Source organism: Halobellus sp. LT62 (assembly GCF_037031285.1).
Classification (GTDB): Archaea; Halobacteriota; Halobacteria; order Halobacteriales; family Haloferacaceae; genus Haloquadratum; species Haloquadratum salinisoli.
On sequence record NZ_JAYEZO010000002.1, the window covers coordinates 796234 to 822514 of the forward strand.

Below are 26281 nucleotides of genomic sequence, written 5' to 3' on the forward strand. Positions count from 1 at the left end.
TTCCGTTCGACGCGGCCGCGAGTCGCCGCCGATTCGGCCGTTCAGCCCAAGAACGCGGGCGTCACCGTCGGCAGCGAGATGAGCCACAGGCTCGCGGCGGTGTAGCCGATCATCACGAAGACGAACGGGTACTGGCTCCGGATCGCCTGCAAGCGACTGGGGAAGAGTCGATAGGCGATCGAGTGCGCCACCCAGATTGCGACGAGATGCCCGCCGAGCACGAAGACGATATTCAACGCCGACACCCACGCGGGGAGCGTGAGAACGACGGGGTTCGTCGGTGCAGACAGCGGCGAAGCGAGGACAGTGGAGAGGGATGGAGAAAGCGACAGGAAGAACGCGAAGTAGTGCGCGAGGTGATAGCCCGCGGCGACGACCAAGAGCGGCGGGGCGAAGGCGACGGCGAGCTCCCGCGGCGTTCGCGTCGTCAGCACCCGTCGCACGGAGACGTGCGCCGCCGCGAGGTACGCGCCGTAGAACAGTCCGAAGCCGCCGACGAAGAGCACGGCGTACACGAGCGTCGGCGGAAGTCCGACGCCGACGACGCTCCGCACCGTCGCCGCCCCCTGCTCGGTGGTGACGAAGCCGCTGAACGTGAGTTCCCAGACGAGCGCGACGGCGACGGCGACGTCGCTCAGTCCGGTCACGACTCGCTGCCGGGTCCGCCCCGACCCATCGGTCGCGGTCGCCTGTTCGTCCGCGAGTGTCGGGTCGCCCGCGACGGATCCAGTCCGTTCGTCGATCTCGACGAGGCGCATCGCCGGCAGCGACGCGCGGAGCCGACCGCCCTCCCACGCGAGGGGGGCGACCCGGCCGTAGAACCGGAAGAACGTCGCGACCGGGTCGACGTTTCTGAACCACGCGTCGCTCCCGACGAGCACCGCGCCGGCGACGGTGAGGACGCCGTAGACGGCCGCGAGCGCCGCGAGCGTCCGGGGCGTGTCGGTGACGCCGGTCGTCGTCTCGATCCACACGAGTAGCAGGATACCGGCGACGGCGGGCCAGCGACCGAGTCGGTCGGGATACTCCACGAACCCGTTCGGCAGCCGCGAGGCGACCGTCTCGAAGGGATTCAGTGCGGGCCAGACGTTACCGACGGCGTATGTAGCCATCGTCAGTCCCGTGCGACCACCCGCGAAGACGACCACGACCGCGAAGTTGATCGTCGAGAGCTGCGGACCGGTGACTCCGCGGTAGACCACGAGCGCGAACAGGAGCAGGCCGACGAGCGCGCCGACCGCAACTCCGACGGGGCGAACGCGGTCGCTCGCAGCGAGATCCTGCCGCCACCCGTGCACGCGCTCGACGAACCCGCGGTCGGTCACGAACCCGGCCAGAAGCGCCGAGGCACCGATCGCCGCCCCGCCGGTGGCGACGTAGAGCCACCGCGGTATCGCCAATCCGCCCTGCGATGCCTCCGACAGCCCCACGGCGGCGTTGCTCGCGGCGACGCCCCGCGCGAGAAGGAGCGCGCCGACGAGGGCGAGCCCCAGCGTCGCGGCTCTGGCGGTCCATCGGGTCGCCGCGCCGCGGGAGGGTCCGTCACGAGGCATAGAACACGTAGAGAAAGAGGAATCCGAAGTACAACAGCACGAGGATTCCGAGCGCGCGGAGGCGGAACGAGCGGATCGCGCGTTCCTCGGCGGCGTAGACCTCGCGGTAGGCGTCGCGCTCAGCCTCGTCGAGCGCGCTCGGGTGGGTGACGCCGCGGTGTAAGTTCAGTAAGTCCTCGGTGTAGAACCGACGGCCGCAGTCCTCGCAGGCGTAGTCGGCTCGCTCGGGGCGGTCCGCAACGGTTTCGGTGGAGTGAGTTTCCGTCATTGGTTCCGTCGTCAGCGTGGTCGGAGTCGTCGTCAGGGTGATCGAAACCACCGTCAGGGTACCGTGACGCTCGCGCGTTCGTCCCTCGTGCGTCCCTACGTCCACGGCACCGAACGCTGCTGCAACTCGCCCGCCAGCGGGCGTCCCATCGCGTCGGCCGGGTCCTCGCAGTGTTCGAGTGCCCACATCAGCTTCACCTTCGCCGTGCCCGGGAGCGTGTCGCCGGTCTCGACGACCCCGGCGTCGATGAGGTCGCGACCGGTGTCGTAGACGCGGTCGCAGACGCGGCCCTCCAGACACTGACTCGTCATCGCGACGACGACGCCGTCGTCGACGAGACCTTTGAGCACCGGGATCAGATCGGTGTGGACGTGCCCGAGACCGGTCCCCTCGACGATCAGCCCGTCGAGGTCGGCCTCTCGGAGCGTCGCCGCGTAGCGGTCGACGTCCAGTCCGGGCGTGAACTTCAGGAGGTCGACGCTCTCGTTCAACTCCGTGCTCACGTCGAGGTCGACGGCGTCGCGCTCGGCGTATTCGCGATGGAACTCGACGGTTTCGGCGTCGTAGTCTACTTCCCCCAGCGGCTCCGCGCCGACCGTCTCGAAGGCGTCGCGTCGGGAGGTGTGGTTCTTGCGGACGCGCGTGCCGCGGTGGAGCGCGCAGACGTCGTCGGACGTGGAGCCGTGCATACAGACGAGCACCTCGGCGGCGTCGGCCATCGCGGCCTCGACGGCGCAGACCGCGTTCATCACGTTGTCCGAGGAGGGGCGATCCGCCGAGCGCTGGCTGCCGGTGAAGACGATCGGAACGGGCGTGTCGAGCATGTACGACAGCGCCGACGCGGAGAACTGCATCGTGTCGGTGCCGTGCATCACGACGACGCCGTCGGCACCGGCGCGGATCTCCTCGGCGACGGCCTCGGCGAGCTCTTTCCAGACCGCGGGTGTCATGTTCTCCGAGAGGATGTTCGTGACGACGCGGCCGCGGTAGTTGGCCCGGCCCGCGAGGTCGGGGACGGCGCGCAGCACGTCCTCGGCGTCGAACTGCGCTGTCACCGCGCCGGTGCGGTAGTCGACCGTCGAGGCGATGGTGCCGCCGGTCGAGATGAGTGAGACCGTCGGCAGGTCGTCGTCGAAGGCGATCTCGCTTTCTTCCGATTCCGACTGTGCGGCTTCGACGTCGTAGACGTTCGATTCGACGACGTCCACGTCGGCGTCTTCGCGCGCGATCCCCACGTTGTACCCGCCGTCGAGCTTGACGACGAGGTGTTCCGGCGTCGAGGAGGGCATCAGGACGCCCTCGTTCGTGACGCCCGCGCGTTCGACGCGGACGCGGTCTCCGGCGTTCATACCCGTCGATACCGGGGGCGCGGACTTGAATCCATTCGTTCGCACCGGCGCGTTCACGACGCAACGAGAAAGGTGGATATAGGGTGCCGCAGATGAAACGTCCCGCAGAGACAGATGTTCGAGCGAATCTTACTGCCGACCGACGGAACTGACTCGATGGACGCGGTCGTCGAGACCGCGGCCGACATCGCGGAGCGACGCGGGGCCGAGGTGCACGTTCTCTACGTCATCGACGATCGGGCGTTCCTCACGCTCGAAGAGCAGATGAAGACCGACGTGCTCACCGAACTCGAAGTCGAGGGCGAAGCCGCGACCGACCGCGCCGCCGCGCGCCTGCGGGACGCCGGACTCGAAGTCACGACCGCGATCCGCGAGGGCGACCCGGCCGACGAGATCCTCGCGTACGCGGATGTCGTCGGGGCGGACCTCATCACGATGGGCACCCGACGGGGCGACTACGCGAAGAATATGATGGGCAGCGTCTCACAGGAAGTCGTCGCGCGCTCGGCGGTACCCGTTCTCACGACGAATCTCGTCGCCGAGGAGTGACGCGCTCTCCGCCGGCCAACGACGCCCTCGCCGACACGAAATAACGCGTTCCACTCGTTGCTGCACACGTCGCTCCGTCGGTGACTCACTCGTCGGGATCGAACTCCAACGCCAGCGAGTTGATGCAGTAGCGCTTGCCGGTCGGCTCCGGGCCGTCGTCGAAGACGTGTCCGAGGTGGCCGCCGCAGTTCCGACAGCGCACCTCGATCCGCCGCATCCCGTGTCGGGTATCCGTTTTCGTCTCGATGGCGTCCTCGTCGGCGTCGAAGAACGAGGGCCACCCCGAGTTCGAGTCGAACTTCGTGTCGCTGTCGAACAGCGCCGCACCGCAGCCCGCACAGCGGAACGTCCCCTCGTCGTCGACGTCGAGGTACTCGCCGCTGAACTTCGGCTCCGTCCCGCGCTCTCGCAGGATCTCGTACTGCTCGTCGGTGAGTCGCTCGCGCCACGCCGCCTCGGAGTCAGGTAGGTCTTCAGTCGTCTCGTTCGCCATACTTGCTCTTGGGCTCGGAGCGTGAAGAACCTCGCCCCGTGGATTCCCAACGCCTTTCGAGTCCGACGTTCGCTTCGACGCCCCTCACTCGTCGTCGCGTTTGAGAAACGACGGCAGCCGGAGCCGTTCGAGCTCGTCGATATCGTAACCGTCGAGCACCGACGGCTGTTCGACCGCCTCCGGGAGGTCGCGCGAGCCGCGGTCCGCCTGCAGCGACTCCGGAGACGGTGCCGTCGAATCGCCGGCTTCGACGAGTTCCTCCCACGTCTCCTCGTCGCTGTCGTGCAGCGGCCGGACGTCCTGCACCTTCCGCTTTCCCTCCTCGAACGCGAGGTCGAGAACGCTCCGCTCGTAGGCGCTGGAGGCGAGCGCGCGAATGCGCGAACGCTCCTCGGGGTCGCCGTATCCGAGTTGTGCGGCGATGCCGAGCGTGTACGTCCGTCGGACCGCCTCCTCGCCGGAGAGCGATTCCCAGTCGGTGTCGAAGACGCGTTCGTACATCTCAGAAGTCCACGCGTTTCGTCGGATCGACGGTGAGGCCCTCGTCGGTGAACCGGAGCGATCGGATGTCGCAGTCGATGTCTGTGCCGCGCATCTTCACGACCTGTATCCCGCGGGTCATTCCGGTCGCCTCGAGGTAGTTGTGGAAGAAGACGACCCCGTGTGCGAGGAAGTGCTCGTCGGCGTAGGCGCTCGGATCGGTCATCTCCGAGATGAGAAGCGTCGTCGCGTCGCAGTCTTTCAACGCCGTCAGAAACCGCGCCATCTCGTCCTCGCCGTCGGTGAAAAACAGTTCGAGAAGCATCGTCGAGTCGATGACGAGCCGATCGATCTCTCTGGAGTTCACGAACGCGACGACCTTGTCGGTCAGCCCTTGGACGCTGGAGGGGGAGCCGCTCTGTGAGAACTGATTCAACAGCCGCTTGCCCTTCTTGTTCGCCAAGTTGACGAAGCGGAACTGCTCGGAGGCCGCGAGCGTCTCGAACCCGAACTCGAAGCTCGACATGTCGTCGACGAGTTCACCTCTGGATTCGTGCATCGTGATGTACAGGCAGTTCTCGCCGTTTCGGAGTCCCTCGGCGACGAACTGCGCGGTGAACGTCGTCTTGCCGCTTCCCGGCGGGCCTGACAGTACGTACAGCCGTTCCGGGAGAAACCCACCTTGGATGAGGTGATCGAACCCGCTGACGCCGCTCGGAATCCGCATATCGGTGCGTCGACGGACGGCCGTATAACGGTTCCGGGCCGATTCTCACGGAGAATAACGGCGGTGCGCGTGAGCCGCCGGCCCGAACGGTGATGCCGTTACGATCCCTCAATCGGGTATGGCTCAGCGAGACGGTCCGCGACGTTCGCCGACGCGCGTCGGAATCGTCGGGGCGGGCGCGGCGGGCGTCGGGGCGGCGTACGCCCTGCGAGAGACCGACGCCGAGGTGACGATATTCGAGAAGAGCGGCGGCGTCTGCGGGCGCGCCGCCACGCGCAGGAAACACGGCTGTCACTACGACCACGGCGCGAACTACGTGCAGGCGACCGACGACCGGACCGCGGATCTCCTCGAACGCCTCGGCCGGTCGGGCCTCGTCGAGATCGACGAACCGGTCTGGACGTTCGACGCCGCCGGAACCGTCGCGCCGGGCGACGACCGCGAGTCACGGAAGTACACGTGGACGGCGGGAATCACCCAGCTGGCGAAGCGCCTGCTGGCCCGCACGGACGCGACGGTTCACCGCCGGACCCGGATCGCCGAAATCCACGTCGACGGCGACGCCGACCCGCGAGTGTGGTCGCTCGTCGCCGCCGACGGCGACGTCCACGGACCGTTCGACGTCGTCCTGTTGACGCCGCCCGCACCGCAGACGGCGGCCCTCCTCCGCGCGACCGCGTGGGACGATCCCCGCCGCGAGAGACTCGCGGCGGCCGTCGACGCCGTCCCGTATCGGACGATCCGGACCGTCGTTCTCCACTACCCGTTTCGCGAGACGTACCCGTGGTACGGCCTCGTGAACACCGACCGCGAGCACGCGATCGGCTGGCTGTCCCGCGAGGAGTGCAAGCGCGGGCACGTCCCCGACGGGGAGAGCCTGCTCGTCGTGCAGATGAGCCCCGAGTGGTCGAGGCGGCGGTACGACGATCCGCTCTCGGCGGTCGTCGACGACGTTGCCGACCGTGTCGCGACGCTCATAGAGGACGACCGCTACCGCGACCCGGACTGGACGGACGACCAAGGGTGGCGGTACGCCCTCCCGGACGACGCCGCTGACGAGTCACCCATCGACGACGCCGCTGATGAGTCGCCCATCGACGACGTCGCCACCGAGTCACTCCTCGACGAGGCCGCCGACGCTGGTCTCTGCGTCGCGGGCGATTGGGTCGCCGGCGAGGGCCGCGTCCCAGCGGCGCTCTGGAACGGATACGAGACTGGTGAACGGATCGCAGCGCGTCGGTGATAGCAGACAGGCTTTACTCCGAGCGGCACCAACGCCCGCACGTGTCGCTCACTGTTCGAATCGATCCCCACGTCCACTCCGAAGCCTCTTACGACAGTTCCGCGCCGACGGAGCTCCTCTTAGAGCAGGCGGCGGAGATCGGACTCGACGCCGTCGTCATCACCGACCACGACGTCCTCCACGAGTCCGTCCGCGCGGCGGAACTGGCCCCGATTTACGGGCTCGTCGGTATCCCCGGCGTCGAGGTGTCGACCGCCGACGGGCACCTTCTCGCGCTCGGCGTCGAGGAGATGCCGCCGCGGCGTAAACCGATGAGCGAGACCGCGGCGTGGATCCGCGAACGTGGCGGCGTCGCAATCGTCCCGCATCCCTTCCAGCGCAGCCGACACGGCGTCCGTCGGAACCGACTGGAGACGGTCGACCCCGACGCCATCGAGGTGTACAACTCGTGGGCGTTCACCGGCTGGAAGAACCGCCGCGCGCGGCGGTACGCCGATACGTTCGGTTACCCCGGCGTCGCCGGGAGCGACGCGCACAAGGTCGGGTTCGTCGGCCGCGCCTACACCGAAATCGAGATCGACGACGTCACTCGCTCGGGGTTGACCGCGGACGTCGTGTTGGACGCGATCCGCGACGGCGCGACGCGCGTCGAGGGACGGCGGACGCCCATCCCGACGTCCGCGCGCCACTACGCCGGTGCGGGCGTCAGAAAGAGCGGCTTCTACGCGAAGTACGGCGCGTACCGCAGCGGCGCGCTCGCGAAGTACGGTGCCTATCGAAGCGGTGCGCTGGCGAAGACCGGCGTCGTGCAGGCCGTGCGGACGCTGTATCGGCTCTCGCCGTTGTCGGGATGAGCTGAGCGGTCGTTTTAGACGAGGTCGCCGTCGACGCGACATCGGAGGCGTCGGTTGCCGCGTCGCAGTCGGACAGACCTGATTGTATCAGAATTCGATTAGTTCGGCCGCCCAGTCAGCGAGTGCACGCCCGCGACGATAACCGCTAAGTGGCCCGCGGCCGCGCGTCGAGGTATGCTCGACGAGTTGCTCGGCCGCGCGGAGCTCAAAGCCCGGATCGAGGAACTGGAGGAGGAGAAGCGCCACCTCGAACGCCGGGCGACGGCCGAGGAGGAGCGACGCTCGGAGGCCGCCCGGAAGCGACAGGAGGCCGAAGCCGAAGTCAATCGGCTCGAAGACAAGATCGAGGGGCTCGAAGAGCGCGTCGAACGGCTTTCGGGCTCCGGCGATGCCGACGTCGACTTCCGCGGGACCGAAGCCCTTCGCTGCGGCCGCCGCGACGGAATTCTCAACCGACTGTCGTCGTTCGAGACCGACGCGGAGGGCGCGCTGACGGCGATGGTTCACGAGGACGTTCCGGATTCCGTCTCGGGGGCGCTCGGCGATCGCGCGGCGCTCGTTCACCGGGCTGCGCCGTGTCTCGTCTGCGTCGACGACGCCGGACTCGTCGCGGCCGCGCTCGACCCGCCGACCCCGCCCGCGGCGTTCGACGAGTGGGGCTCGTCCTTCCGGATCGAGCGCTCGTGGTTCGCGCCCGTCGAGCCCGTCTGGGTCGCCCTCGTCCGCTCGGACCTGTTCGCTCTCGGCGTCTACGACGGCGAGTCGGTAGCGCTCGTCGACGAGGTCGAATCCGACGTGATGGGCGCGCACTCGAAGGGCGGGTTCTCGCAGGCGCGGTTCGAGCGGCGTCGCGACCAGCAGGTAGACGAGCACTTAGAGCGCGCGCGCGACGCGATCGAGGCGCACCTCGACGCAGACGGTCCAGCGACGACCGAAACGGACGTCGACACCACCGACGCCTCGACCGACCGCGAGCTGATCGTCCTCGGCGAGAAGACGGTTCTCGGTCGGTTCACCGATCTCGCCGACCGGACGGCCGCCGTCGATGCCACCGGCGACCCCGACGAGGCGCTCGACCGCGCAGTGCGGGAGTTCTGGACGACTCGGCTGTCGCTGTTGTGACCGGCGGCGTCGGCCTTCGCGGCACGTCGTTCGGATGCGGACCGCTCGGATCAGGACCGTTCGGATCAAGAGCGTTAAAACGACAGTCGCCGTCCGTTCAGGTATGACCGAAGCCGCAGCGGACTCCGACGCGGAGCGGGTCGTCGTGCTCGCACACGAGAAGTTCCCCGAGCGCGCGAAGACCGCCACGGGCGTCCTCAAATACGCCGACTACGACGTCGTCGCCGTGCTCGACCGTGACCAAGCCGGGACAGTCGCGAGCGACCACCGGCGGGATCTCCCCGATGTGCCGATCGTCGAATCGATGACGGACGCGCCCGACGCCGACACGCTTCTCATCGGGATCTCGCCGATCGGCGGCGAGTTCGACGACTCTTGGCGGCCGGACGTCAGAACGGCGATCGAGCGCGGCTGCGACGTCGTCGCCGGGCTCCACTACTTCCTCTCGGGGGACGAGGAGTTCGCGGCGCTCGCCGAGCAGCACGGCGTGGCGCTCCGCGACGTGCGAAAGCCCAAGGACGATCTGACGGTGGCGGGCGGTCGCAGCGCCGACATCGACGCCGACGTCGTGCTCACCGTCGGCACCGACTGCTCGGTCGGGAAGATGACCGTCTCGCTCGAACTCGTCGAGGCCGCCCGCGAGCGCGGCATCGACGCGGGCTTCGTCCCGACCGGCCAGACCGGGATTATGATCGCCGGCTGGGGCAACCCGATCGACCGCGTCGTCTCAGATTTCACCGCGGGCGCGGTCGAGGAGATGCTCTTGGAGATCGGCGACGACTACGACGTCCTGTTCGTCGAGGGACAGGGCAGCATCGTCCACCCCGCGTACTCGGCGGTCACCTGCGGGATCCTCCACGGCGCGATGCCCGACTCGATGGTGTTGTGTCACACCGCCGGACGAGAAGCGATCCACGGCTACGAGTCGTTCCCGATCCCGGAGATCGAAGCGTGCGTCGACCTCTACGAGGATCTGGCCGCGCCCGTCCACGAGGGCAGCGTCGTCGCCGGCGCGTTGAACACCGCGGGGATCGAAGACGACGACGCGGCTCGGGAGGCCGTCGACGCCTACGCCGACGACCTCGGCCGTCCCGCGACCGACGTCGTCCGCTTCGACGCCGACGAGATCCTCGATTCGATCCTCGGGAGCGAGTGACCGATGCGCTCGACGAGACGAGGTGTGAGAATGCGCTCGGAGGACCTGTGACGATGCTCTCGACGGAGTTCGAGCGCGTCTCGCTCCCGCTCGCGGACGCGTTCACGATCTCTCGCGGGACCCAAGAGGTCGCCGAGAACGTCGTCGTTCGGATCTCCGACGACGAGGGACGGACGGGCGTCGGGAGCGCGGCCCCGGCCGGCCACTACGGCGAGACACCCGAGACGGTCGAGGCCGTCCTGCCGGAGCTTCTCACTGTCGTCGAATCGATCGGCGACCCCCACGCGATCGAGCGGATCGAGCGCGGACTCCGCGGCGTCGTCGAGGACAACCCCGCCGCGCGGGCCGCCGTCGACGTCGCGCTGCACGACTTGGCCGCGAAGCGTCTGGACGTCCCCCTCTACCGCCAGTGGGGACTCGACCCCGAACGGGTCCCGAAGACGTCGTTCACGATCGGACTCGACACCACCGAGCGAATGCGCGAGAAGACCCACGGCGCGGTCGAGGCCGGCTACGACGTCCTGAAGGTGAAGCTCGGGACCGATCGCGACGCGGAGGTCGTCGCCGCCGTCCGCGAGGAGGCCCCCGAAGCCAGAATCCGCGTCGACGCCAACGAGGCGTGGACGCCCCGGGAGGCGGTCCGGATGACCGAGCGACTCGACGCCCACGACGTCGAGTTCGTCGAACAGCCCGTTCCGGCGAGCGATCCCGAGGGGCTCAAATTCGTCTACGAGCGTTCGTCGCTGCCGATCGCCGCGGACGAGTCCTGCGTGACGCTTCCCGACGTCCCGGCGGTCGCCGACCGGACGGACATCGTGAACCTGAAGCTGATGAAGACCGGCGGGCTCACCGAGGCTCGCCGGATGATTCACACCGCGCGGGCGCACGGCCTCGACGTGATGCTCGGCTGTATGATCGAGTCGAACGCGTCGATCGCGGCCGCCTGCCACCTCGCGCCGCTCCTCGATTACGCCGACCTCGACGGCGCGCTACTGCTCGACGATGACGAGTACGCGGGGGTTCCGATCGAGAGAAGCGAGATCCGACTCGCCGACTGCGACCGCCCGGGAACGGGCGCGCGGCGAGCGTAACGCACAGGCGAGCCGACCACGCGGCAGCGATATCGCAGTCGACGACACGCGCGACCGTGACGACTGACTGATTCCTCGGCGAGTGTTTATATACGAACGCGCGGCCAACGGCGGTGTGATCTGACCCGGGCCCCGTATCGAGACGCGGTTGTGCGGCACATCGACGGGGTAGCGACGGCGACGACGCTGGCGAGGGCGTCGTCGCGACGGGTGCTGCCTGTTCACCAACGCCGATCAGCGATGCGACGATGCCGAACTCCGCGCTATCGGGCGAAAACGTTTTACTTGTTGTCGGTGAGTTGTCGTGACGCGTTCGTGGCTTGCCCACGGACGCGAGGTCGGGGGCCGCTCACCGGATGGCACCAGTAGCGGTCCTCCCGGTCCTCCGAGAGAACGCCGAACGGGCGGCTGTTACACGGGCACGTACGGCGTCGCCGCTGCGCTCGAAAAGCGGGGTGTATAGCCGCGCGTCCGAGTGCCCGGAGACGCCGTGGCCGGCTACTCGGCCAGACTGTCGAGCAGTTCTTCGGCGACGACGTCGGGGGCGAGGAGCGCGGGGTCGACCGCCAAATCGGTCTGTCCGCGCGCGAACTCGGGCAGCGAGTCGCGGCTGTAGGTGAGGACCCGGAGTTCCGGGCGCAACTCCTTGGCGACGGGGATCGCCGACGCGTCGTCCATCTCGGTGAGCACGAGCGCCCTCGCGTCGTCGATTCCGGCGTCGACGAGCGACTGCTTCGTGGCGGTTCCCTCGACGCGGACGACGTCCGCGCCGAGCGCTTCGAGCGCGTCGCCCAGCCCGTCGTCGTCGGCCCCTGCGAGCAGAATCATTCGTACTCGATGGTCGCGGGCGGTTTGTGCGTCACGTCGTAGACGACGCGGGCGACGTTCTCGTTCTCGCCGGTGATCCTCGATTGGATGCGTTGGAGCGTCTTCCACGGGAGCTCTTGGGCGCGGGCGGTCATCCCGTCGCGGGACTCCACCGAGCGGACCGAGACGATCCAGCCGTGGACGCGGTTGTCGCCTTTCACCCCCGTTGCCTTGCCGACGACGGCGGCGAACGCCTGCCACGGGTCGTGTTCGGCGGTCTCCTCCTCGACGATGTGACACGCTTCGCGGGCGACCTCGACCTTCTCTCTCGTCGCCTCGCCGACGACGCGGATGGCGAGCCCCGGGCCGGGGAACGGCATCCGCTCGGAGATGATCTCTTCGAGACCGAGTTCGCGAGCGACCTCGCGGACCTCGTCTTTGTACAGTTCGCGGACGGGCTCGACGAGCCCCTCGAAGTCGACGACCTCCGGCAGCCCGCCGACGTTGTGGTGGGACTTGATGTTTCCCTCCGACTCGATGCGGTCGGGGTAGATCGTCCCCTGTACGAGGTAGTCTGCGTCGGCCTCGATCGCCTCGCGCTCGAACTCGCGGATGAACTGCTCGCCGATCGCGTGGCGCTTCTCCTCGGGGTCGACGATGCCCGAGAGCGCGTCGAGGAAGCGGTCCTGCGCCTCGACGACTCGCAGCGACTCCATATAGTCGAACGTCTCGCGGATCTGCTCGGTCTCGCCCTTTCGCATCAAGCCGGTATCGACGTAGACGGGCGTGAGTCGGTCGCCGATCGCGCGGTACGCGAGGGCTGCGGCGACCGACGAGTCGACGCCACCGGAGAGGGCGATGACCGCGTTCGCGTCGCCGACCTGTTCGTCGATCTCTGCCACCGCGTCGTCGATGAAGGAGTTGACGTTCACCATCAGGCTTGCACCTCGGTTTCCCCGGAGAGTTTACGGGCGTCCAAGTCCCCAGTAATCGCGTCGAGCAGGCCGACGAAGGGCGGACTGGCCCGGTCGGGTCGCGATCGGAACTCGGGGTGGAACTGCGTGCCGAAGAAGTACGGATGGTCCGTCCGTTCGAGGATCTCCATCCGGTTGTTCGCGCGTCCAGAGAACGAGAGCGGGCCGTCCTCCAGTCGCTCGATGTACTCGGGATTTACCTCGTAGCGGTGCCGATGCCGCTCGGTACAGACCGTGTCGCCGTAGACGGCCTCGGCCAGCGAGCCCGCCTCGATCTCGGTGTCGTGTGCGCCGAGACGCATCGTCCCGCCCATATCGTCGATTTCGTACTGCTCGGGGAGGATGTCGATGACCGGATGCGGCGTCTCCGGTTCCAGTTCCGCGGAGTGTGCGCTCTCTAGTCCGAGGACGTTCCGCGCGTGTTCGACGACCGCCATCTGGAAGCCGAGACAGAGCCCGAGGAAGGGCACGTCGTTCTCGCGACAGTACTGGATCGCCTTGATCTTCCCGGCGGTCCCGCGGGAGCCGAACCCGCCTGGGACGACGACGCCGTCGGCCTCCTTTAATCGATGCTCGTGGCGGTCGAGCATCTCGTCGGAGTCGACCCACAGGACGTTCACCTCCGTCCGGCGTTCGATCCCGGCGTGCTTCAGCGCCTCGTGGACGGACATGTACGCGTCTTCGAGGTCGTATTTCCCGACTAAGGCGATGTCGACCTCCTCGGTCCGCTCGCGGGTCACGAGCTCGCGCCAGCGGTTGTCGCGCTCGGGTTTCGGCAGCGCCTCCGGTCGGAGGTCCAGTCGCTCCATCACGTACTCGTCGAGTCCCTCCTCTTCGACCATCAGCGGGACGTGATAGACGTCTTCGACGTCGGAGTTCGAGAACACCGCCTCCGTCGGCACGTCGCAGAAGAGCGCGATCTTCTCCTTCGTCTCCGGGTCGAGTTCGTTCTCGCAGCGCCCGACGAGGACGTCAGGTTGCAGGCCGATCGAGCGGAGTTCCTTCACCGAGTGCTGCGTCGGCTTCGTCTTCTGTTCGCCGTTCTTCGAGTACGGGACGAGCGTTACGTGCGTAAAGAGGATGTCGTCGTCGTCCTCCTCGTGGGCGAACTGCCGGAGCGCCTCGAGGTAGGGCATCCCCTCGATGTCGCCGACGGTGCCGCCGACCTCGACGATACAGACGTCCGTTCCCTCGGCGGCCTCCCTGATTCGGCGCTTGATGTCGTCCGTGATGTGCGGAATGATCTGGACGGTCTTTCCGAGGTAGTCGCCCGCGCGCTCCTTCTCGATGACGTGCTGGTAGGTCTTCCCGGTGGTGACGTTGTGATCGGAAGTCATGTCGACCCCGAGGAAGCGCTCGTAGTTCCCCAAGTCGAGGTCGACCTCGCCGCCGTCTTTCAGTACATACACCTCGCCGTGCTGGTACGGGTTCATCGTCCCAGCGTCGACGTTGAGGTACGGATCGATCTTGACCGCGGTCACGTCGAAGCCGGCGTTCGACAGGAGGCGACCGGTGCTCGCCGCGGTGATTCCTTTGCCCAGTCCGGACATCACCCCGCCGGTCACGAAAATGAACTTCCGACCCAGTGTCGGGTCGTACCCAGTATCGGGTTCCTTCGGCATACCGAGTGTGCGCGAGGGCCCATCAAAACCGTTTCGGAGCGACCGATCCCCTGCGAGAACCTCGCACGCATTCTACACGATCGTTCGCTCGCGCTACCGGGCCGAACACGCTGATTGCGACACCGAAAGTGACGTTGGTGTCGCGTGCGACGGTCCGAGTATGGCACTCCCACCGCTCGGTTTCGGCACGTACAAACTGACCGACCCGGAAGCGGCCCCGACCGCCGTCTCGACGGCCGTCGACCTCGGTTACGACCACGTCGACACCGCCCAGAGCTACGGTAACGAGGAACTCGTCGCCGAGGGGCTCGCACGCGCCGATCGCGACGCCGACGACGTGTTCGTCTCGACCAAACTCGACACCGCGAACCTCGCGTACGACGACGTGCTCTCGACCGCGCGTGAGAGCGCCGACCGGCTCGGTGTCGACTCGATCGACCTGCTGTACGTCCACTGGCCGATCGACACCTACGACCCCGAGGAAACCCTGCCCGCCCTCGACGAACTCGTCGACGACGGCGTCGTCGACAACGTGGGACTGAGCAACTTCCGCCCCGACCAACTCGAAGACGCCATCGAGCGACTCGACGCGCCACTCGCGGCCCATCAGGTCGAGATGCATCCGCTGCTTCCGCAGCGGGAGCTCCACGAGCTGGCCGTCGAGTCTGGCCACCGACTGGTCGCGTACTGTCCGATCGCGCGCAACCGGGTCGCGGAGGTCGATGCGATCGTCGACGTCGCAGAGAAACACGACGCGACGCCCGCGCAGGTGTCGCTCGCGTGGCTGATGGCAAAGGAGAACGTCACGGCGATTCCGAAGTCGGGGACGCCGGCGCACATCCGGGAGAACTACGGCGCGCTCGACGTCGACCTCGACGCCGAGGACGTCGCCGCCGTCGACGCGGTCGAAGAACGTCACCGCATCGTCGACTTCGAGGCCGCGCCCTGGAATCAGCGCTAGGATTCGCGAGACGTCGGTACGTCCGCGGGTGCAACGGACCCGAGACGTCCGCGCCGACTATCCCGTGTTCTTCATCCCGGCGGCGATCCCCTTGACCGTCAGCCGCAGCGTCTGCTCCTCGTCGTCGGTGCGGTACTCCTGTTCGAGCAGGTGCGTCTGCAGGAGGTTCAGCGGATCGACGTAGGGGTTGCGGCGGCGGAGGCTCTCGTCGAGCCACTCGCGCCTGAGCAGCGAGTCGTGACCGGTGACCTCGAGGACGGCGTCGCGGGCGCGCTCGTACTCCGCCGAGAGGTGCGGGAAGAACTCCTCGCGGAGTTCCGGGTCGGCGAGGTCAGCGTAGTACTTCGCGATATCGAGATCAGTGCGCGCGAGCGCGAGCGAGGCGTTGTCGAGCGTCGTCCGGAAGAACGGCCACGAATCGTACATCTCCTGCAGCATCTCGAGGTCGCCGCCGTCGTCGAGATACGTTCGGATACCGGTCCCGAGAGCGTACCAGCCGGTGATGATGCAGCGCGACTGGGTCCACGAGAACACCCACGGGATCGCCCGGAGGTCCTCGACGGTGCGTTCGCCTGAGCGCGACGCCGGACGGGAACCGAGGTTCAGGTTCTCGATGACGCCGATCGGCGTCGCCTGCCCGAAGTACGTCACGAACCCGTCTGATTCCAGCAGATCGCGGTACTGCGCCCGCGCGGTCGCCGCCATCTCGTCCATCGCGTCGAGCCACTCCTCGCGGACGTCCTCCTCGGGCTCTCGAATGGCCTGATGGCGCGAGCGGACCTGCGCGTTCAGCATCTGTTCGACGTTGCGCTCGGCGATCTGGGGGTTCGCGTACTTCTCCGCGATGGCCTCGCCCTGCTCGGTGAACTTGATCTGGCCCGTGACCGTCTCGTTCGGCAGCGCGAGCATCGCCTCGTTCATCGGACCGCCGCCGCGGGAGATCGATCCGCCGCGGCCGTGGAACAGTCGCATCTGCACGTCGAAGTCGTCACAGATCGTCGCGAGGCGGCGCTGGTTCTTGTAGAGGTCCCAGTTCGCAGCTAAAAAGCCGTTCTCCTTGTTCGAGTCCGAATACCCGAGCATAATCTCTTGGACGTCGTCGCGCGCGGCCAACGCCTGCGCGTACGCCTCGTTCTCGAACAGCGTCCCCATGATCCGACGCGCGCCGTTGAGCGCGGACTCGGTCTCCAAGAGGGGGACGACGTCGAGGCCGCAGTGGTCCGGCAGTGAGACGACGCCCGCCTGATCGGCGAGAAAGAGCACTTCCAGCACGTGGCTCGGCTCCTCGGTCATCGAGATGCAGTAGGTGTCGATGGCGCTGACACCGAACTCGCGCTGCCACTCCCCGAGCATCTCGAAGCGTTCGAGGACGCGTTCGGCCGTCTCGGAGATGTCGCCGGGGTCCTCGAGATCGATCACCGGCTGCTCCTGAAGGATCGCCTCGGTCAGCACGTCGATTCGCTCCGATTCGTCGCGGCTCCGGTAGTCGATGCCCTCCTGCGTGAGCGCCTCGTGGACCGCTTCGGTGTGGTTCTTCTGGTGGTCTCGGAGGTCGAGACTCGCCAGCGTGAACCCGAACGTGTCGACTTGGCGCATCAGCGGCTCGACGTACTCGTCGGCGACGACGCCCGCGCCGATCGAGCGGAGGCTCCCGTCGATCACGTCGAGGTCGGAGAGCAGGTCCTCGGGTTCGCCGTACCCGTCGGGGCGGACGTCCTCGATGCGCCGGAGCCGCTCGCGCATCAGTTTCAACTTCTGTCGATACGGCTCGCCGGGGTAGCGTTCCTCGGCCTCGTCCGCGACGCCCGGCAGCCGCGCGCGGTCCGCCTGCAGCGACCGTTCGAGGTCGGCACCGACGTCGACGCGTCTGCCGTCCTGACTCAGGACGCCCGAGAGTCGCTTGAGCGCTTGGCTGTACTTTTCGAGGACGACCGCCCGCTGCCGTTCGAGCGTGTCGGTCGTCACGTCGGTCGTGACGAAGGGGTTGCCGTCGCGGTCCGACCCCGCCCACGAGCGGAACTCGAAGAGCTTTGGGACGTCGACGTCGGGGTACTCCTCGGCGAGGAGATCCTCGAACTCGGCGTACACCTCGCCGACGACGTCGAAGAGGATCGATTCGAGGTACCACTGGACGTTTCGGGCCTCGTCCTGCGGTTCGGGACGGCGCTCGCGCACCTGTGAGGTCTGCCAGAGGCTCGTGACCTCGGAGTCGACCTTTCGCCACAGTTGATCGTGCTCTCGATCGGTGACGCGGCGCTCGTCGAGTTCTTCCAGTCGGCTCGCGATCGATCGGAGCTTCGCCTTCACGGTCTTTCGACGCGCCTCCGTCGGGTGAGCGGTGAACGTCGGTTCGATGAGGACGTCGTCGAGCACCCGCTGGACGGTTTCGGCGTCGGTGTCGGCGTCGACGAGCGTCTCGACGGTCGCGACGAGCCCATCTTCGAGTTCGCCCGCCTGCGATGACTCGCGGACGACGCGTGCGCGCTCGCGCTCCTCGGCGAGGTTGATCAGTTCAAAATAGGTCGTGAACGCGCGGGCGACGACGCTCTCGTCGTCGGGGTCGAGCCCGTCGAGCAACCGGTCCAGTTCGGCTCTCGACTCTCGTTCGCCCTTCCGGTAGTCGATCGCCGCGGTCCGAATGTCTTCGACCGTCTCGAAGGACCGGTCGGAGGTCTGCTCGGCCAACACGTCGCCCAGCAGTGCCCCGAGTTCACGGACGTCCTGTTTGACGTCCCTGCTGTGTAATCCCATACCCAGACGTATACTCTCACCCGAGTAAAAAGCACCGTGTTGTCGAGAGAATTGCAGTCGTCGAAAGCGGGTGTTGACGCTGGAGACTGACGTTTTCGGTCGACGATCGTTGAGACAGCTCTCGACGACCAACGTTTCGAGATCGGTAGCCGCCGTGACGGCCCTTGTTTGACTCGGTGGAATCGGACCCCTCCTCGGTCGGGATCCAGTCGGTGTGAGAAGACGATCGCGGACCGGGGGTTTCGTCATCCTTTTTACCGGCGGGTCGAAGTATCTCGTATGAGCGAGCGCGACAAGTATCCGGCGGAGTCGGGTCGACGCCGGTTCGTGAAGGGTGTCGTGGGGGGTGCGACGCTCGCGGGCGTCGGCGCAACGGGCGCGACCGCGATCAACTCCGCGACGCAGGCCGCCGGAGCGGGCGGCGGATCGACCGTGGCGTACGCGATCGAGAACACCGACGGTCCCGCGCCGCGCGGTATGCCCCAGATTCCGGTCGAGATCGACGACGAGGGGTACCTTCGCGGCGTTTGGCCGGAAGTGAAGACAGTCGACCAGAACGGAATTCAGGTCACTATCGCCGAGACCGCGGACTTCAAAGGCTCGGGCGTGACCTACGGGTCCGACTGGTTCCAGTACTGCGGCGTCGAGTCCTACGGCGGGATCGACCCCGAGTACGACTCGGACAACTACTTCCGATCGGGGTCGGAGCCGGGCTACGAGTGGCAGAGCGAGGCGTACTCCGAGGGCGATCGGCTGCACGTCGACGACTTCGACGACTATCAGGACTGGTCGAACGGTATCGGTTCCGATGGGCTCGGAAAGCCCGCGACCGGCCGCTGGCGCTCCGAGGACGCCGAGGACGTCATTCCGATTCAGGTCATCAAATCCGACCGAGTGATGGAGTTGGCGCAGAACAATCCGTGGCTCGAAGCTTCGACCGAGGAGGGCTACATCGCGTGGCTGAACAAGTGTACGCACTTCTGCTGTGTGCCGAAGTTCAAGTCTGAGGGGTCGGCGAAGTTCAACGCCGAAGACGACGTCTACTGTCAGTGCCACCAGTCGGTCTACGACCCGTTCAGCATCGTCGAGACGCTGTTCATCGCGCGGCCGCGTCCGACCGGATAACCGCACGCGCGCCCGACTGACCTCACGCACGATCGGACGCGAACCGATCGGACGGTGATCGCACACCCGGACATCCGCGCCGCGCGCGTCTGCCGATTAGGACAGTTTCATGTAGTGCGGCTTCCGAGAGTACAGTAACATGACCGGACCCGAGGACGACCCACCGCCCGGCGACGGGACGCTGGACGCCTCCGAGATCCACGACGTGCTCCGGAACGACCGTCGTCGGCTCGTCCTCGAACGACTTCGTTCGGGAGCGGGGACCGAGGCGGTATCGGATCTCGCAGAGCGCATCGGGGCCGTCGAAGCCGGGGAGTCGCCGCCGCCCCGAAACGTCCGCCAGAGCGTGTACGTCTCACTGCACCAGACGCACCTGCCGAAACTGGACGAACTGGGCATCGTCGAGTACGACCCGGACGCGAAGACGGTGACGATCGCCGACAACGCCGCCGACGTCGCCGTGTATATGGAAGTGGTTCCGCAGTACGGGATCTCGTGGGCGGAGTACTACCTCGGGTTGGGACTGCTCGGTGGCCTCTCGCTGCTCGCTGTGGCCGTCGGCGTCCCGTTCTTTCGGACGTTGTCGCCGGGGATCATCTCCGCGGGGATCTCCGTGGCGCTCGTCGTGTCGGCACTGTATCAACTGCTCGACCAGCAGAGTTCGCTCCTCCACCGACTCAGAGACGACTGACGAAGGGCGACTGGTGGAAGGCAACTGATAGAGGGCGACTGGTGGAAGCGGTTCGTCGAGCGATACGATGATTACGGAGCCCGCGCCGACACTCACGCGTCCGCGCGAGTCAGCCACACACCGACGGACAGCCCCGTCACGAGGACGAACGCGATCAGCGAAAGGCGCGGTATCGTGAGCAGGCCGCCGAGCATCGGATACAGGACCGCGGAACAGCCGCCGTCGACCGAGCAGGTCGCCCCGATGGTCGGCCGGACTTGGAGCACGACGTGGTAGGCGGCGACGACGACGCCGAGTCCCGAGAGCGGGAGCACCGTTAGAACGACTCGCGGTCGGTCTTCGATCGTCGCCACCCCGAGGACGACCGTCAGCGGATACAACAGAATCCGTTGATACCAGCACAGTTCGCACGGAACGAGCCCGAGCACGAGACTGAACCAGAGGCTCCCGATCGTTCCGACTACCGCGACCGCCGTCGTGACGCCGAGGAGTCGCTGCGTCCGAGTCGACACGGGTACGTCGAAGCGCCGAAGTAGCTTGATACTGTCGACGAGTCGTCTGTTCTCCCGATTATTTTGTGCTATTTTACCGCTCGATGGGAAGCGGGAAGAAAGACTTATCATCGCTTCCCGACGGCAACTACCGTGAGGATAGTTATCAATGGGTATCGCCGAGACATATACACGCGGACGGCAGTTCGCGGTCGCACGACCGGGCACCGTACTGCTGGCGCTCGTGGGGGGCGTGCTGCTGGCGGATCTGCTCACGGGTCTCGCAACGGGACGGCAGTCCTTCAGCGGCGTCGGGTCGCTCGTCTGGGACGGGCTGATGCGGGGGCTGGTCGTCGGTCTCGCGGGCATCGGGCTCTCTATGACGTACAGTATTCTGAACTTCGCGAACTTCGCGCACGGTGATTACATCACTGCGGGCGCGTTCTCCGGTTGGGCGACCACGTATCTCATCGCCGGATTCGGGCGCGCCGACGTGGGGGCGCTGTTGCTCGTCGGCGCGGGCGGGTCCGTCTTTGGCGGGTCGCTCGGTATTGGAATCACGGGGACGCCGATCGCGGTCGTCGCGGGCATTCTCGTCGCCGGGATCGTCACCGTCGGACTGGCGCTTTTCATCGACCGAACCGCGTTCCGTCCGATCCGCGACGCCGACGGGATCACGCTTCTCATCACCAGTATCGGCGTGGCGTTCGCGCTTCGCTACCTGATGCAGTTCGTCTTCGATTCGAGCGTTCGGGGGACGACGTCTCAACCCCCCGCCCTCGGGCTATATCTCGTCGACGGGTTCGTCCGCATCAACGCACACGATATCGCGCTCGCCGTGGTCGCGGGCGGGTTGATGCTCGGGGTGCATCTCCTCCTCCAGCTGACGAAGCTCGGCAAGGCGATGCGGGCGATGGCGGACAACGAGGATTTAGCGCAGATCACGGGAATCCCGACCGAACGCGTCGTCCGCGCCGTGTGGGTGATCGGCGGCGGACTGACGGGGATCGCGGGCTATATGTTCATTCTCTGGAAGGGGACGCTCGGCTTCAACGACGGGTGGCTGCTTTTGCTCTTGATCTTCGCGGCCGTCATCCTCGGCGGAATCGGCTCGATCTACGGGGCCATCGTCGGTGGTCTCGCAATCGGGCTGACGGCGTCGCTATCTGTCATCTGGATCCCCTCGGCGTTCACACGCGCGGCCGCGTTCGCGGTGATGATCGTCTTGCTCTTGGTGAAACCTGAGGGGCTCTTCTCCGGGAGGACGACCGCATGAGCGTCCGAAACGACATCGCCGACCGCATTCCGGGAGGCGACGCGGGGCTGATCGTGGCCGTCTTACTCACCGTCTACGCCACGTACGTACTCGCCGGCGTGGTGCTCGGCTACTCACTCCGCGGGCAACTGAACACAATTGCGGTCCTGACGTTCTACATCGCCGTCTTCGCGATGCTCGCGCTCGCACTCAATCTCCATTGGGGGTACACGGGGCTGTTTAATATCGGGATTGTCGGGTTTATGGCGGTCGGAATCTACGTGATGGCGCTGGTGTCGAAACCGGTGTACACCCCCGGCGGTGCAGCACAGGTCGGCGGGCTCGGGCTCCCGCTCATCGTCGGAATCATCGCCGGGATGGCGGCCGCCGCGCTGTTGGGGTTGGTGATCGCGTTACCGGCGTTGCGGTTGCGTGCGGACTACTTGGCGATCGTCACGATCGCGATGTCCGAGATCGTGCGCTTTTCGTTCCTCTCCGGGGACTTAGGCAAGTTCCAGCTGTTCGGCAAGCGCGTCGGGTTCGGCGGCGGCTCCGGACTCATCCTCGATTTCACCGATCCGATGGAGGCGTTCTTCCAGTTCTTCGGCCTGTGGGACGCGTATCTCGGGTTCGTCGGTGCGTTCGAGATCATCATTCCGAACAACCCGAAGCCCGTCGTCGACGGACTCGTCTACGGCGTGGTCCTCTTGGGTTTCGTCGGTAGCTACTACTGGCTGCTCAAGCGGACCGGCGAATCGCCCTTCGGACGCGTGTTGAAGGCGATTCGCGAGGACGAAGACGCCGCGAACTCTCTCGGAAAGAACACGAACCGCTTCAAGATCAAGGCGTTTATGCTCGGGTGTGCGCTGATGGGACTCGTCGGAATCCTGTGGCTGATGACGAGCGGCTCGATCACGCCGAACTTCTTCCGGCCGCGCGTTACCTTCTTCATATGGATCGCGCTCATTATCGGCGGTTCGGGGTCGAACACCGGCAGCATCCTCGGCGGAGCGGTCTTCGCCGCGCTGCTGTTTCAGGGACCGCGGTACGCGAAAAACCTTATCGATACCGTGCTGCCGAATGCCGACGCACCGTCGAGCTTCGGTCCGGCGGTCGCCCCGCTGTTCACGAACTTCGATCCGGCACCGCTGTTTTTCTACACCATCGACAGCGTCAGACAGCTTCAGTTGGTGTTTATGGGGCTCGTGCTCATCTGGTTGATGCATAACCGCCCCGAGGGGATGCTCGGCCACCGCAAGGAGACGGCCGCGGGCATTCCGTTGACGGCATCGCGAGCCCGCGGTCCGGCGAGTGCAGACGGCGGCGAACGTGGAGGTGAGGTCGATGAGTGATGCGGACGCCTCGAACGCCGACGTTACGGTCGACGAGTCGACCGAAACGGCCGGGTCCGGAAGGAATCCTGCGGCGTCGAGTAGACTGGATCTCGGCTCCGGCGGCCCCGACGTCTCCGAACAGTACCCGCTGCGGGTCGACGATCTCCGGAAGACCTTCGGCGGGATCACCGCCGTCGACGACGCGTCGTTCCGAGTCGAACGCGGGACCCTCACCGGTCTCATCGGTCCGAACGGGGCCGGTAAGTCGACGACGTTCAACCTCATCACCGGGATGTTGGCCCCGGACTCGGGCACCGTCACGTTCGACGGCGAGGAGATCACCGGTCAGCGGCCCCACGCGATCGCGAACAAGGGACTCGTCCGGACGTTCCAGATCGCGAGAGAACTTCGGGATATGACCGTCTTGGAGAACCTGATGCTCGCACCGAAGGGGCAGCGCGGAGAGGAACTGTGGCGCTCCGTCACACCGGGCTTTCGCGACGACGTCATCGAGCAGGAGGAGGAACTCCTCGAACGGGTCTGGAACGTCCTCGAGTTCTTCGATATCGATCACATCGCCGAGGAGTACGCGGGGAACCTCTCGGGCGGACAGCGAAAGCTGCTGGAGATGGCCCGAGCGCTCCTCACCGATCCGGATATGCTCCTCCTCGACGAACCGTTCGCGGGCGTCAATCCGTCGCTGGAGAAACGCCTGCTCGAACACATACACGAACTGCGCGAGCAGGGCTACACGTTCCTGCTCGTCGAACACGATATGGACTTGATTATGGAGAACTGCGAGCGAGTGATCGTCCTGCACCAGGGGCGCGTCCTGACTGAGGGAACCCCCGCGGAGATTCAGGCGGACGAGGAGGTTATCGAGGCCTACCTCGGAGGGAACGTATGAGCGCCGACGCGGAGCGAGAGCCGTCGCACGACGCGGACGTGTCCCAAGAGACCATCCCGGATCGAGAGGGACAGTCGCTCCTCGAAGTTCGCGACCTCGACGCGGGGTACGGTGACCTGCAGATCCTGACCGGCGTCGATATGGACGTCGCGGGGGGCGAGTACGTGACCATCGTCGGCCCGAACGGCGCGGGGAAGTCGACGGTGATGAAGTCCATCTTTGGGCTCACGTCCCTGATGGGCGGAACGGTGACGTTCAAGGACAGAGACATCACCGGACTCCGACCCGAGGAGGTCATCCACGAGGGGATCGGCTACGTTCCGCAGAACGATAACGTGTTCCCCTCGCTGACGGTTCGGGAGAACTTGGAGATGGGCGCGTACATCCTCGATTCGGTGCCGCAGGACGCGCTCGACGCCGTCTTCGAGCGCTTCCCGATCCTCGAAGAGCGGCAATCGCAGAAGGCCGGGACGATGTCCGGCGGCCAACAACAGATGCTCGCGATGGGCCGCGCGCTGATGCTGGAGCCCTCGCTGCTCCTGCTCGACGAACCGTCCGCGGGGCTCGCGCCCGACCTCGTCGACGATATGTTCGACCGAATCGACGCGATCAACGACGACGGGACGGCGGTCCTGATGGTCGAACAGAACGCCAAGGAGGCGCTGCGACGGTGCGACCGCGGCTACGTCCTCGCGAACGGACGGAACCGGTATATGGACGACGGCGACGCGCTCTTGAACGACGAGCAGGTCCGAAAGGACTTCCTCGGCGGGTAGACCGATACTGGACGAATCAATCGATCTTGGACCGGTTCGTCCATCCTCGACGAGACCGATCGAGCGATCGTTTTCGAGACGGTTCCGGCAGCGCGGTCGCCCCGGGCAGACAGGTCGCAAAGAATCGAACGTTCCGAGAGCAGCGCGTTACTCGCCCGAGCTGGACAGCGCTTCGCTAATGGCGGAGGAGTACGAGGACTCGCCGATGTTGATCCCGAGTTGGTCGTACACTGCGCCATCGAACTCGTCTTCGAACACGTTACTGAAGCGCTCGGAGAGCTGCTGGCCGTAGTCGTTGTTAATGTAGATCGTCGCGACCGTGCTCACTTCCAGCCGTTCGGCCATCACTTGCGCCATCACGCGGCCTTGGAGTCTGTCGGAGGGGGCCGTCCGGAAGATGTAGTCGTCGTCTTCGAGGTTCGACACCGATAGCGCGGTGGAGGACGGAGACATTCCCACGATCTGGTTCGGAATGAAGACCTCCTGAGCGACGGCGACGTTCACACCCGATGACGCTGAGCCACAGACGCTCGGTACGCCCGCGCTCGCGAGCGATTCGGCGGCCGCCGTCCCGGCGCTCGGCGAGGTCTGGGAGTCTTCGACCTGCGCATCGACCGAGAGACCGGCCGGATTCGCGTCGTTGACCTGCGTTACGGGCAGTTCTGCGGCTTGGATCATCGGTCCGCCCACGGAGGCCAGATCGCCCGTCTCGGGGAGGAGAATGCCGACCGACATCTCGCGGTCGCTCCCGCCGGACGCGCTGTCGGCGGCGGGACCGCTGCCGTCGGGGTTCGCTCCCTCGAAGTTCTGCACTTCGAGTGTCTCGTCGGTTTCGTTGTTGAACTCCCAGACGGCGTAGGCCGCAGAGGCCGGATCGCCGTTCTCATCGAAGTTCGTCGCCGACGATGCGCCCTGATAGTTCACGTCATCGCCGTTCGCGGCCGCCTCGATTCCCTCAACGAGGTTCTCCGGTGTGACTTCCATCCCGCCGGGGTTGGCGATCCGACGCATCTGATCGCGGACCGCGGTCCCGCTGTTCTCGCCGGCCGCGGCGTTCGCGAGCAGTTGGAGCGCGACCGAGTCGTACGATTGGGACGTGAACACGCCCGGTGAGGCGTCGTACTCCTCCTCGAAGAGGGAACTGAAGGCCTCTTGGCTCGGACCGCCCGCCGCGGGCGCGGTCCCGGTGACGTTCGCCATCTCGTTCCCGACCTGTCCCGGCAGGTCCCCGTCGCGAAGCCCGTCTGGAACGAGGATCGTTTCGCTTCCGTCCGACTGACTGTAGTAGTCGCGGAACAACTGAATTCCGCTTTCGGGGTAGCAGATGAAGACGAGACCTTCCGGCCCGTCTCCGGATCCCCCGCTGTCGCCGCCACTGTCGCTGTCGCCGCTGCTGTCTCCACCGCTGTCTCCGCCACTGTCGCCGCCGTCGTCTGGGCTACCAACACACCCGGCGATTCCGCTCGCGCCGATCGCTCCCGCCGCGCCCACTCGCTTCAGGAATCTACGCCGTACGATATCACGTGCCATAAACACGGAATTGATTCACCTCATTATAAATGTATCCGTCACGACACTGGGTACAACGGATCCTTGACGAACGATAAGTGACGTCTTCCGGCCATAATCCAGTTTCACTACGGATTCGATCCCCGGAAAGAAACGTCCCCTTTCACATTTTATCAGAAAATATAGGTGATCT

At 66.2% G+C, this 26281-nt stretch carries 25 protein-coding genes; 13 read left to right on the forward strand and 12 right to left on the reverse strand.

Annotation, left to right across the window (positions count from 1 at the left end):
- Positions 1-41: 41 nt before the first annotated feature.
- From U5919_RS13360 to gatD, 3 genes are all read right to left on the reverse strand, one after another.
- A complete protein-coding gene (locus U5919_RS13360) occupies positions 42-1553 on the reverse strand; it encodes a hypothetical protein (protein ID WP_336024920.1) in 1512 nt (503 codons plus the stop codon).
- Positions 1543-1821, reverse strand: coding sequence for a DNA-binding protein (locus U5919_RS13365; RefSeq protein WP_336024921.1), 279 nt, complete (start codon positions 1819-1821; stop codon positions 1543-1545). The genes U5919_RS13360 and U5919_RS13365 overlap by 11 nt, the downstream gene beginning before the upstream one ends.
- Before the next feature lie 95 nt (positions 1822-1916).
- On the reverse strand, positions 1917-3170 hold the full coding sequence (gene gatD / locus U5919_RS13370) for a Glu-tRNA(Gln) amidotransferase subunit GatD (protein ID WP_336024922.1): 1254 nt from the start codon (positions 3168-3170) through the stop codon (positions 1917-1919).
- Positions 3171-3284: 114 nt separating this feature from the next.
- Between gatD and U5919_RS13375 the strand changes: the two genes are divergently transcribed.
- Complete coding sequence (locus U5919_RS13375) at positions 3285-3719, forward strand: universal stress protein (RefSeq protein WP_336024923.1); 435 nt, start codon at positions 3285-3287, stop codon at positions 3717-3719.
- Positions 3720-3804: 85 nt separating this feature from the next.
- Here U5919_RS13375 and msrB read toward each other — a convergent pair whose 3' ends face one another.
- From msrB to U5919_RS13390, 3 genes are all read right to left on the reverse strand, one after another.
- Complete coding sequence (gene msrB / locus U5919_RS13380; protein ID WP_336024924.1) at positions 3805-4212, reverse strand: peptide-methionine (R)-S-oxide reductase MsrB; 408 nt, start codon at positions 4210-4212, stop codon at positions 3805-3807.
- 84 nt (positions 4213-4296) lie between these two features.
- Positions 4297-4713: a DUF8057 family protein gene (locus U5919_RS13385; protein ID WP_336024926.1), complete on the reverse strand. Its 417-nt coding sequence runs from the start codon at positions 4711-4713 to the stop codon at positions 4297-4299.
- 1 nt (position 4714) lies between these two features.
- Positions 4715-5419, reverse strand: a complete 705-nt coding sequence (locus U5919_RS13390) for an RAD55 family ATPase (protein ID WP_336024927.1) — start codon at positions 5417-5419, stop codon at positions 4715-4717.
- Between the two features lie 118 nt (positions 5420-5537).
- Here U5919_RS13390 and U5919_RS13395 point away from each other — a divergent pair, with 118 nt between their 5' ends.
- The 5 genes from U5919_RS13395 (at position 5538) to U5919_RS13415 (ending at position 10885) form a co-directional block, all read left to right on the forward strand.
- Positions 5538-6662 carry an NAD(P)/FAD-dependent oxidoreductase gene (locus U5919_RS13395; protein ID WP_336024928.1) on the forward strand — a complete coding sequence of 375 codons (1125 nt, stop codon included), beginning with the start codon at positions 5538-5540 and terminating at the stop codon, positions 6660-6662.
- A gap of 41 nt (positions 6663-6703) precedes the next feature.
- A complete protein-coding gene (locus tag U5919_RS13400) occupies positions 6704-7516 on the forward strand; it encodes a CehA/McbA family metallohydrolase (RefSeq protein WP_336024930.1) in 813 nt (270 codons plus the stop codon).
- A gap of 174 nt (positions 7517-7690) precedes the next feature.
- Positions 7691-8638 carry a Vms1/Ankzf1 family peptidyl-tRNA hydrolase gene (locus tag U5919_RS13405; RefSeq protein WP_336024932.1) on the forward strand — a complete coding sequence of 316 codons (948 nt, stop codon included), beginning with the start codon at positions 7691-7693 and terminating at the stop codon, positions 8636-8638.
- Between the two features lie 103 nt (positions 8639-8741).
- Positions 8742-9794, forward strand: a complete 1053-nt coding sequence (locus U5919_RS13410; RefSeq protein WP_336024933.1) for an N-acetyltransferase DgcN family protein — start codon at positions 8742-8744, stop codon at positions 9792-9794.
- 53 nt (positions 9795-9847) lie between these two features.
- Positions 9848-10885, forward strand: coding sequence for a dipeptide epimerase (locus U5919_RS13415; RefSeq protein ID WP_336024935.1), 1038 nt, complete (start codon positions 9848-9850; stop codon positions 10883-10885).
- Between the two features lie 498 nt (positions 10886-11383).
- On the opposite strand, the gene U5919_RS13420 is transcribed toward U5919_RS13415, so the two are convergent.
- From U5919_RS13420 to pyrG, 3 genes are read right to left on the reverse strand one after another with little or no spacing between them, the layout of a single operon-like run.
- Positions 11384-11713: a DUF7126 family protein gene (locus U5919_RS13420; RefSeq protein ID WP_336024936.1), complete on the reverse strand. Its 330-nt coding sequence runs from the start codon at positions 11711-11713 to the stop codon at positions 11384-11386.
- The gene (guaA, locus tag U5919_RS13425) at positions 11710-12627 is read right to left on the reverse strand and encodes a glutamine-hydrolyzing GMP synthase (RefSeq protein ID WP_336024937.1); all 918 of its coding nucleotides are present in this window, start codon (positions 12625-12627) and stop codon (positions 11710-11712) included. Before guaA ends, U5919_RS13420 begins: the two co-directional genes overlap by 4 nt.
- Positions 12627-14288 (reverse strand): CTP synthase, encoded by a 1662-nt coding sequence (pyrG, locus tag U5919_RS13430; RefSeq protein WP_336024938.1) that lies wholly within the window; start codon positions 14286-14288, stop codon positions 12627-12629. Before pyrG ends, guaA begins: the two co-directional genes overlap by 1 nt.
- Positions 14289-14448: 160 nt before the next feature.
- Between pyrG and U5919_RS13435 the strand changes: the two genes are divergently transcribed.
- Positions 14449-15249: an aldo/keto reductase gene (locus tag U5919_RS13435; protein WP_336024939.1), complete on the forward strand. Its 801-nt coding sequence runs from the start codon at positions 14449-14451 to the stop codon at positions 15247-15249.
- A 57-nt stretch (positions 15250-15306) separates the two neighbouring features.
- Here U5919_RS13435 and ppc read toward each other — a convergent pair whose 3' ends face one another.
- On the reverse strand, positions 15307-18000 hold the full coding sequence (gene ppc / locus U5919_RS13440; protein ID WP_336024940.1) for a phosphoenolpyruvate carboxylase: 2694 nt from the start codon (positions 17998-18000) through the stop codon (positions 15307-15309).
- Positions 18001-18279: 279 nt separating this feature from the next.
- Here ppc and U5919_RS13445 point away from each other — a divergent pair, with 279 nt between their 5' ends.
- Both U5919_RS13445 and U5919_RS13450 read left to right on the forward strand, forming a co-directional pair.
- A complete protein-coding gene (locus tag U5919_RS13445) occupies positions 18280-19125 on the forward strand; it encodes a ubiquinol-cytochrome c reductase iron-sulfur subunit (RefSeq protein WP_336024942.1) in 846 nt (281 codons plus the stop codon).
- A gap of 139 nt (positions 19126-19264) precedes the next feature.
- Positions 19265-19816: a DUF7344 domain-containing protein gene (locus U5919_RS13450; protein WP_336024944.1), complete on the forward strand. Its 552-nt coding sequence runs from the start codon at positions 19265-19267 to the stop codon at positions 19814-19816.
- Positions 19817-19908: 92 nt separating this feature from the next.
- Here U5919_RS13450 and U5919_RS13455 read toward each other — a convergent pair whose 3' ends face one another.
- Complete coding sequence (locus U5919_RS13455; protein ID WP_336024946.1) at positions 19909-20328, reverse strand: disulfide bond formation protein B; 420 nt, start codon at positions 20326-20328, stop codon at positions 19909-19911.
- A 148-nt stretch (positions 20329-20476) separates the two neighbouring features.
- Between U5919_RS13455 and U5919_RS13460 the strand changes: the two genes are divergently transcribed.
- Genes U5919_RS13460 through U5919_RS13475 form a run of 4 tightly spaced genes read left to right on the forward strand, consistent with a single transcriptional unit; the run spans position 20477 to position 24579 of the window.
- Entirely contained in the window at positions 20477-21583 is a 1107-nt protein-coding gene (locus tag U5919_RS13460) for a branched-chain amino acid ABC transporter permease (RefSeq protein ID WP_336024947.1), read from the forward strand.
- Positions 21580-22914, forward strand: coding sequence for a branched-chain amino acid ABC transporter permease (locus U5919_RS13465; RefSeq protein ID WP_336024949.1), 1335 nt, complete (start codon positions 21580-21582; stop codon positions 22912-22914). Before U5919_RS13460 ends, U5919_RS13465 begins: the two co-directional genes overlap by 4 nt.
- Entirely contained in the window at positions 22907-23803 is an 897-nt protein-coding gene (locus U5919_RS13470; RefSeq protein ID WP_336024951.1) for an ABC transporter ATP-binding protein, read from the forward strand. Before U5919_RS13465 ends, U5919_RS13470 begins: the two co-directional genes overlap by 8 nt.
- Positions 23800-24579 carry an ABC transporter ATP-binding protein gene (locus U5919_RS13475; RefSeq protein ID WP_336024953.1) on the forward strand — a complete coding sequence of 260 codons (780 nt, stop codon included), beginning with the start codon at positions 23800-23802 and terminating at the stop codon, positions 24577-24579. Before U5919_RS13470 ends, U5919_RS13475 begins: the two co-directional genes overlap by 4 nt.
- Positions 24580-24726: 147 nt before the next feature.
- On the opposite strand, the gene U5919_RS13480 is transcribed toward U5919_RS13475, so the two are convergent.
- Entirely contained in the window at positions 24727-26109 is a 1383-nt protein-coding gene (locus U5919_RS13480) for an ABC transporter substrate-binding protein (protein ID WP_336024955.1), read from the reverse strand.
- Positions 26110-26281 lie beyond the last annotated feature (172 nt).

What these genes read in the sequence shown, in the direction of transcription:
- U5919_RS13360 (WP_336024920.1), bottom strand. Translation starts at nt 1,553, where the DNA reads ATGCCTCGTGACGGACCCTCCCGCGGCGCGGCGACCCGATGGACCGCC.
- U5919_RS13365 (WP_336024921.1), bottom strand. Translation starts at nt 1,821, where the DNA reads ATGACGGAAACTCACTCCACCGAAACCGTTGCGGACCGCCCCGAGCGA.
- gatD (WP_336024922.1), bottom strand. Translation starts at nt 3,170, where the DNA reads ATGAACGCCGGAGACCGCGTCCGCGTCGAACGCGCGGGCGTCACGAAC.
- U5919_RS13375 (WP_336024923.1), top strand. Translation starts at nt 3,285, where the DNA reads ATGTTCGAGCGAATCTTACTGCCGACCGACGGAACTGACTCGATGGAC.
- msrB (WP_336024924.1), bottom strand. Translation starts at nt 4,212, where the DNA reads ATGGCGAACGAGACGACTGAAGACCTACCTGACTCCGAGGCGGCGTGG.
- U5919_RS13385 (WP_336024926.1), bottom strand. Translation starts at nt 4,713, where the DNA reads ATGTACGAACGCGTCTTCGACACCGACTGGGAATCGCTCTCCGGCGAG.
- U5919_RS13390 (WP_336024927.1), bottom strand. Translation starts at nt 5,419, where the DNA reads ATGCGGATTCCGAGCGGCGTCAGCGGGTTCGATCACCTCATCCAAGGT.
- U5919_RS13395 (WP_336024928.1), top strand. Translation starts at nt 5,538, where the DNA reads ATGGCTCAGCGAGACGGTCCGCGACGTTCGCCGACGCGCGTCGGAATC.
- U5919_RS13405 (WP_336024932.1), top strand. Translation starts at nt 7,691, where the DNA reads ATGCTCGACGAGTTGCTCGGCCGCGCGGAGCTCAAAGCCCGGATCGAG.
- U5919_RS13410 (WP_336024933.1), top strand. Translation starts at nt 8,742, where the DNA reads ATGACCGAAGCCGCAGCGGACTCCGACGCGGAGCGGGTCGTCGTGCTC.
- U5919_RS13415 (WP_336024935.1), top strand. Translation starts at nt 9,848, where the DNA reads ATGCTCTCGACGGAGTTCGAGCGCGTCTCGCTCCCGCTCGCGGACGCG.
- U5919_RS13420 (WP_336024936.1), bottom strand. Translation starts at nt 11,713, where the DNA reads ATGATTCTGCTCGCAGGGGCCGACGACGACGGGCTGGGCGACGCGCTC.
- guaA (WP_336024937.1), bottom strand. Translation starts at nt 12,627, where the DNA reads ATGGTGAACGTCAACTCCTTCATCGACGACGCGGTGGCAGAGATCGAC.
- pyrG (WP_336024938.1), bottom strand. Translation starts at nt 14,288, where the DNA reads ATGCCGAAGGAACCCGATACTGGGTACGACCCGACACTGGGTCGGAAG.
- U5919_RS13435 (WP_336024939.1), top strand. Translation starts at nt 14,449, where the DNA reads ATGGCACTCCCACCGCTCGGTTTCGGCACGTACAAACTGACCGACCCG.
- ppc (WP_336024940.1), bottom strand. Translation starts at nt 18,000, where the DNA reads ATGGGATTACACAGCAGGGACGTCAAACAGGACGTCCGTGAACTCGGG.
- U5919_RS13445 (WP_336024942.1), top strand. Translation starts at nt 18,280, where the DNA reads ATGAGCGAGCGCGACAAGTATCCGGCGGAGTCGGGTCGACGCCGGTTC.
- U5919_RS13450 (WP_336024944.1), top strand. Translation starts at nt 19,265, where the DNA reads ATGACCGGACCCGAGGACGACCCACCGCCCGGCGACGGGACGCTGGAC.
- U5919_RS13460 (WP_336024947.1), top strand. Translation starts at nt 20,477, where the DNA reads ATGGGTATCGCCGAGACATATACACGCGGACGGCAGTTCGCGGTCGCA.
- U5919_RS13465 (WP_336024949.1), top strand. Translation starts at nt 21,580, where the DNA reads ATGAGCGTCCGAAACGACATCGCCGACCGCATTCCGGGAGGCGACGCG.
- U5919_RS13470 (WP_336024951.1), top strand. Translation starts at nt 22,907, where the DNA reads ATGAGTGATGCGGACGCCTCGAACGCCGACGTTACGGTCGACGAGTCG.
- U5919_RS13475 (WP_336024953.1), top strand. Translation starts at nt 23,800, where the DNA reads ATGAGCGCCGACGCGGAGCGAGAGCCGTCGCACGACGCGGACGTGTCC.
- U5919_RS13480 (WP_336024955.1), bottom strand. Translation starts at nt 26,109, where the DNA reads ATGGCACGTGATATCGTACGGCGTAGATTCCTGAAGCGAGTGGGCGCG.